The organism is Streptococcus sp. 3167 (assembly GCF_013277175.1).
Lineage (GTDB): Bacteria > Bacillota > Bacilli > Lactobacillales > Streptococcaceae > Streptococcus > Streptococcus pseudopneumoniae.
In genome coordinates, this window is sequence record NZ_VMML01000005.1 from 946 (window position 1) to 7,161 (window position 6,216).

The following is a 6,216-nucleotide window of genomic DNA, read 5'->3' on the forward strand; positions in this document are numbered from 1 at the left end:
CGTAAAAAAGCATCTGGATGAGACTCTACAAAGGCTTTCAATTCCTCTAAAGGAATCTTTCGGTTTTTGACGACTCGCTTTTTCATCTCTAAGTGTCCTTGTTCACGTAAGTTCTTTTTCCATGTGAAGAGAGTTCTGACGCCGACATCAAAAACCTTGGCTGCCTCGACATGGCTGTGCCCCTCTTTGATGTAATCTAATGCTCGCTGTTTAAAATCTGTACTATATGCCATAGCTTTATTATAGCATGCTTGTTTGAAACTAAGCAACTATACTATGCGTTTTTCTTATTTTAAGATTTTTACCTCAACTCTCTTTTAGTATTTAACGCAGTTAATAAGGTCTATAATAGTCTAATTTAGGTAGTAAATTTGTTCCTATTCTGTCAACTTTTCCTATTTTTTATCTTATTGAGGTTGGTATTTGTACAATTCAGGAATTATTAATGATTAATTAAAATTTTTTGTTAGAATAAGTTCATAAAAAAGAAAAGGAGTATTTGATTATGTTACAAAAAATTTATGAGCAGATGGCGGATTTTTATAGAAATATTGAAGAAGAGTATGGTACTGTATTTGGTGATCATTTTGACTGGGAACATTTTCATTTTAAATTTTTAATTTATTATTTAGTGAGATATGGTATTGGGTGTCGTAGGGATTTTATCGTTTACCATTATCGTGTTGCTTATCGTTTGTATCTTGAAAAGATGATAATGAAACAAGGTTTTATTTCTTGTTGAGATAGTCTGAGTTAATTTCCGAACAAATTTACTTTTTTATGGAAAGATAATAATAAATAGCTGCTTATTTTTCTAAATCATTTTTTAATAGTTGGAAATAGCAAATCTTTCTATTGTTTCTTCTTGATAAAAAGGCGATTTTTTATTATAATAAATTGTAAGATATAATTGCAGGTGAGAGTCCTGCCATGTATGTGAGAAAGGAAGAGCCTGAGGGCTCAGACAAGATTATGACTTCAGTTGTTGTTGTAGGTACCCAATGGGGTGATGAAGGTAAAGGGAAGATTACAGACTTCCTTTCAGCGAATGCAGAAGTGATTGCACGTTACCAAGGTGGTGATAATGCTGGTCACACGATTGTGATTGACGGTAAGAAATTTAAGTTGCACTTGATTCCATCTGGGATTTTCTTCCCTGAAAAAATATCTGTCATTGGGAATGGTATGGTTGTAAATCCTAAATCTCTTGTAAAAGAGTTGAGCTATCTTCATGAGGAAGGTGTAACAACTGATAACTTGCGTATTTCTGATCGTGCGCATGTTATTTTGCCTTATCATATCGAGTTGGATCGCTTGCAAGAAGAAGCTAAGGGCGACAATAAGATTGGTACGACAATTAAGGGAATTGGTCCAGCTTATATGGACAAGGCTGCTCGTGTTGGAATTCGTATTGCAGATCTTTTAGATAAAGATATTTTCCGTGAGCGTTTAGAACGTAACCTTGCTGAAAAGAATCGTCTTTTTGAAAAATTGTATGACAGTAAAGAGATTGTTTTCGATGATATTTTTGAAGAATATTACGAATATGGTCAACAAATCAAGAAATACGTGATAGATACATCTGTTATCTTGAATGATGCGCTTGATAATGGCAAACGTGTGCTTTTTGAAGGTGCACAAGGTGTTATGCTAGATATCGACCAAGGTACTTATCCATTTGTTACGTCATCAAACCCTGTAGCTGGTGGTGTGACAATTGGTTCTGGTGTCGGTCCAAGCAAGATTGACAAGGTTGTAGGTGTATGTAAAGCTTATACGAGTCGTGTAGGAGATGGTCCTTTCCCAACTGAGTTGTTTGATGAAGTGGGAGAACGTATCCGTGAAGTGGGTCATGAGTATGGTACAACAACTGGTCGTCCACGTCGTGTAGGTTGGTTTGACTCAGTTGTGATGCGTCATAGCCGTCGTGTTTCTGGTATTACTAATCTTTCATTGAACTCTATCGATGTTTTGAGTGGTTTAGATACTGTGAAAATCTGTGTGGCCTATGATCTTGATGGTCAACGTATTGACTACTATCCAGCTAGTCTTGAGCAATTGAAGCGTTGCAAACCTATCTATGAAGAGTTGCCAGGTTGGTCAGAAGATATTACTGGAGTTCGTAATTTGGAGGATCTTCCTGAGAATGCGCGTAACTATGTTCGTCGTGTGAGTGAATTGGTTGGCGTTCGTATTTCTACTTTCTCAGTAGGTCCTGGTCGTGAACAAACAAATATTTTAGAAAGTGTTTGGTCCTAAGAGATTTTTAAGATTTGTTTAAGATAGGTCGGGTATACTATAGACAGTTACAAGAAGACCTCCTAACTTGTTGTAACAAATATCCTAAACTTTTCTTTTTCATAATAATCTCCCTATAGAGTCACCGCATTCGGTGGCTTTTTTTGTGTTGGGATTCATGATATAATAATAAAATCGATAAGTAGGAAAAGAGAAAAGAGATGTATTATACGCTTGAAGAAAAAGAAGTCTTTATGAGGGAGGCTTTGAGAGAAGCTGAGATTGCTCTTGAACACGATGAAATTCCAATTGGTTGTGTGATTGTCAAAGATGGGGAAATCATTGGTCGTGGGCATAATGCGCGTGAGGAATTACAGCGAGCGGTTATGCATGCGGAAATTATGGCTATAGAGGATGCGAACTTGAGTGAGGAGAGCTGGCGCTTGCTGGATTGCATACTTTTTGTGACCATTGAACCTTGTGTCATGTGTAGTGGGGCGATTGGGCTTGCCCGTATTCCAAATGTGGTCTATGGGGCTAAAAACCAGAAATTTGGCGCTGCTGGAAGTTTGTACGATATCTTGACAGATGAGCGTCTTAACCATCGTGTAGAGGTTGAAACGGGAATTTTGGAAGATGAATGCGCAGCTATTATGCAGGACTTTTTTAGAAATAGACGGAAAAAATAATTTTGCTTTTAAAATGAATAGGAATGTGATATAATAAATAGTGGAGCAACAGTTCTGCGTGAAGCGGGTCAGGGGAGGAATCCAGCAGCCCTAAGCGATTTGAATTGTGTGCTCTTTTTTTCGTGCTTTTTCCGAATAAATAAGATAGAATAATCTAGAATAAATGATAATAGAAAAGAGAAGATGATGAAAATTCGTGGTTTTGAATTGGTTTCTACTTTTACAGATGAAAATTTATTGCCCAAGCGTGAGACAGCGCATGCGGCTGGTTATGACTTAAAGGTTGCTGTGCGTACAGTTATAGCTCCAGGAGAGATTGTCTTGGTTCCGACAGGGGTTAAGGCTTATATGCAGCCGACTGAGGTTCTTTACCTTTATGATCGCTCTTCAAATCCTCGTAAGAAGGGCTTGGTCTTGATTAACTCAGTTGGGGTCATTGATGGGGACTATTATGGAAATCCTGGGAATGAAGGGCATATTTTTGCACAGATGAAGAATATCACAGACCAAGAGGTTGTTCTTGAAGTTGGAGAACGTGTTGTCCAGGCTGTCTTTGCTCCTTTCTTAATTGCAGATGGAGATGCAGCTGATGGTGTGCGAACTGGTGGTTTTGGATCAACTGGACACTAAGATGAAGATTATCTTTATACGTCACGGGGAGCCAGATTACCGTGAGTTAGAGGAGCGTTCTTATACGGGATTTGGGATAGATTTGGCGCCCTTGTCTGAGAAGGGACGGCAGCAGGCCCATAAATTGAGCACCAATCCTTTACTCCCTTCAGCTGAAATAATCGTATCTTCTGCAGTCACAAGAGCTTTAGAAACGGCTTCTTATGTGGTTTATGCTACGGGTCTTCCTTTAAGAGTAGAGCCTTTATTACATGAATGGCAGGTCTATGAAAGTGGCACAGATAATTTTGAAAAAGCTCGTACTATGTTTCTAGAAAATAAGGGGGAGTTACTTCCTAATAGTCCTATTCAATATGAGACAGCTACGGAGATGAAGTCTCGTTTTCTAGAATGCATGGCTAAGTATCGAGATTACCAGACCGTGATAGTGGTAACTCACAACATGCTCATGCGTCAGTTTGTGCCAAATGAGAAGATTGATTTTTGCCAAGTGGTTGAGTGTGAATTAGAGATATAGAAAGAGGTTTATCATCGCAAAGAAAAAAGCGACATTTGTATGTCAAAATTGTGGGTATAATTCACCTAAATATCTGGGGCGTTGCCCCAACTGTGGGTCTTGGTCTTCTTTTGTAGAAGAGATTGAGGTTGCCGAGGTCAAAAATGCGCGTGTGTCTTTAACAGGTGAGAAAACCAAGCCCATGAAACTGGCTGAAGTGACCTCCATCAATGTCAATCGAACCAAGACAGAGATGGAGGAATTCAACCGTGTACTTGGAGGAGGAGTGGTACCAGGAAGTCTCGTCCTTATAGGTGGGGATCCTGGGATTGGAAAATCAACCCTTCTCCTACAAGTCTCAACCCAGTTGTCTCAAGTGGGGACTGTTCTCTACGTCAGTGGGGAGGAGTCTGCCCAGCAGATTAAGCTACGAGCAGAGCGCTTGGGAGATATTGATAGTGAGTTTTATCTCTATGCAGAGACCAATATGCAGAGTGTTCGAGCAGAGGTAGAGAGAATCCAGCCAGACTTTCTCATCATCGACTCTATCCAGACCATTATGTCTCCTGAGATTTCAGGGGTGCAAGGATCTGTTTCTCAGGTGCGTGAGGTGACCGCTGAACTTATGCAGCTGGCTAAAACCAACAATATTGCCATCTTTATCGTAGGACATGTGACCAAGGAGGGCACTCTGGCTGGGCCGAGAATGCTGGAGCATATGGTGGATACGGTGCTTTACTTTGAAGGGGAACGCCACCATACCTTCCGTATTTTAAGAGCGGTCAAAAACCGTTTTGGTTCTACCAATGAAATTGGGATTTTTGAGATGCAGTCGGGTGGTTTGGTTGAGGTACTCAATCCGAGTCAAGTTTTCCTAGAAGAGCGTTTGGATGGAGCAACTGGTTCATCAATCGTTGTGACCATGGAAGGGACGCGTCCTATTCTTGCAGAAGTGCAGGCCTTGGTAACACCGACCATGTTTGGAAATGCCAAGCGTACGACGACAGGACTTGATTTTAATCGTGCTAGTCTGATTATGGCCGTTTTGGAAAAACGGGCAGGGCTTCTCTTGCAAAATCAGGATGCCTATCTCAAATCTGCTGGCGGTGTCAAATTGGATGAACCTGCGATAGACTTGGCTGTTGCAGTTGCTATTGCTTCGAGCTATAAAGACAAGCCAACTAATCCTCAGGAATGTTTTGTAGGAGAACTTGGTTTGACAGGAGAGATTCGGCGCGTGAATCGTATTGAGCAACGCATCAACGAAGCTGCTAAACTGGGCTTTACTAAGATTTATGTACCTAAGAATTCCTTGACAGGAATCACTCTGCCTAAGGAAATTCAGGTCATTGGCGTGACAACGATTCAGGAAGTTTTGAAAAAGGTCTTTGCATAATCCGTGACAAATTCTCTTAAAAATGATAAGATAGGAGAAATATTTGACTATCAAATTTTCAAGGAGGGAATCGTGTCGTATTTTGAACAGTTTATGCAAGCTAATCAGGCTTATGTTGCCTTACATGGGCAGTTAAATCTGCCACTTAAACCCAAAACAAGAGTAGCTATTGTGACCTGTATGGACTCTCGTCTGCACGTTGCGCAAGCTCTGGGCTTGGCACTTGGGGATGCTCATATCTTGCGGAATGCAGGTGGTCGAGTGACTGAAGACATGATTCGTTCGCTAGTTATTTCCCAGCAACAAATGGGGACAAGAGAGATTGTGGTATTGCACCATACAGACTGTGGTGCTCAGACCTTTGAAAATGAACCTTTTCAGGAGTATTTAAAAGAGGAATTAGGTGTAGATGTGTCAGACCAGGACTTCTTGCCCTTCCAAGATATAGAAGAGAGTGTACGCGAGGATATGCAACTGCTTATCGAGTCTCCCCTAATACCAGACGATGTCACTATCTTTGGTGCCATTTACAATGTTGATACAGGAAGTATGACAGTCGTAGAATTATAAATACTTCATTTAGAAAGAAAGTGTATGAAGAAAAGCAGTATTTTATTTATTTTTATCTTATTGCTATGTATTGGTTTACAGTCATAACCACCCGTGAAAACGGGTGGCTTGTACACCGGCTATAAGCCGTTTCTCTCCAGCGGCGTCTAAAGACGCTCGCTGAACTTCGTTCAGGTCATGCTATATTACTTGACTAA

General features: G+C 40.4%; 7 protein-coding genes, 1 other RNA gene and 1 pseudogene. 8 read left to right on the top strand and 1 reads right to left on the bottom strand.

Annotated features, from left to right (window positions below; translation table 11 throughout):
• Nucleotides 1–233: pseudogene (locus HT678_RS00455) on the bottom strand (IS630 family transposase); the annotation flags it as partial.
• Nucleotides 234–505: 272 nt separating this feature from the next.
• On the opposite strand from HT678_RS00455, the gene comW reads away from it, so the two are divergent.
• The 8 genes from comW (at nt 506) to HT678_RS00495 (ending at nt 6,019) form a co-directional block, all read left to right on the top strand.
• Nucleotides 506–742, top strand: coding sequence for a sigma(X)-activator ComW (comW, locus tag HT678_RS00460; protein WP_023937504.1), 237 nt, complete (start codon nt 506–508; stop codon nt 740–742).
• A gap of 230 nt (nt 743–972) precedes the next feature.
• Entirely contained in the window at nt 973–2,259 is a 1,287-nt protein-coding gene (locus HT678_RS00465) for an adenylosuccinate synthase (RefSeq protein ID WP_016397785.1), read from the top strand.
• 200 nt (nt 2,260–2,459) lie between these two features.
• A complete protein-coding gene (gene tadA, locus HT678_RS00470; protein ID WP_016397786.1) occupies nt 2,460–2,927 on the top strand; it encodes a tRNA adenosine(34) deaminase TadA in 468 nt (155 codons plus the stop codon).
• Between the two features lie 32 nt (nt 2,928–2,959).
• Nucleotides 2,960–3,057, top strand: an RNA gene (ffs, locus tag HT678_RS00475) — signal recognition particle sRNA small type.
• A 56-nt stretch (nt 3,058–3,113) separates the two neighbouring features.
• The gene (locus HT678_RS00480; RefSeq protein ID WP_000702002.1) at nt 3,114–3,557 is read left to right on the top strand and encodes a dUTP diphosphatase; all 444 of its coding nucleotides are present in this window, start codon (nt 3,114–3,116) and stop codon (nt 3,555–3,557) included.
• Complete coding sequence (locus HT678_RS00485) at nt 3,517–4,074, top strand: histidine phosphatase family protein (protein WP_023937502.1); 558 nt, start codon at nt 3,517–3,519, stop codon at nt 4,072–4,074. The genes HT678_RS00480 and HT678_RS00485 overlap by 41 nt, the downstream gene beginning before the upstream one ends.
• A gap of 10 nt (nt 4,075–4,084) precedes the next feature.
• Nucleotides 4,085–5,449 carry a DNA repair protein RadA gene (gene radA, locus HT678_RS00490; protein WP_162499604.1) on the top strand — a complete coding sequence of 455 codons (1,365 nt, stop codon included), beginning with the start codon at nt 4,085–4,087 and terminating at the stop codon, nt 5,447–5,449.
• A 72-nt stretch (nt 5,450–5,521) separates the two neighbouring features.
• Entirely contained in the window at nt 5,522–6,019 is a 498-nt protein-coding gene (locus HT678_RS00495; RefSeq protein ID WP_007285146.1) for a carbonic anhydrase, read from the top strand.
• The last annotated feature ends 197 nt before the right edge of the window (nt 6,020–6,216 follow it).

What these genes read in the sequence shown, in the direction of transcription:
- comW (WP_023937504.1), top strand. Translation starts at nt 506, where the DNA reads ATGTTACAAAAAATTTATGAGCAGATGGCGGATTTTTATAGAAATATT.
- tadA (WP_016397786.1), top strand. Translation starts at nt 2,460, where the DNA reads ATGTATTATACGCTTGAAGAAAAAGAAGTCTTTATGAGGGAGGCTTTG.
- HT678_RS00485 (WP_023937502.1), top strand. Translation starts at nt 3,517, where the DNA reads ATGGTGTGCGAACTGGTGGTTTTGGATCAACTGGACACTAAGATGAAG.
- HT678_RS00480 (WP_000702002.1), top strand. Translation starts at nt 3,114, where the DNA reads ATGAAAATTCGTGGTTTTGAATTGGTTTCTACTTTTACAGATGAAAAT.
- HT678_RS00465 (WP_016397785.1), top strand. Translation starts at nt 973, where the DNA reads ATGACTTCAGTTGTTGTTGTAGGTACCCAATGGGGTGATGAAGGTAAA.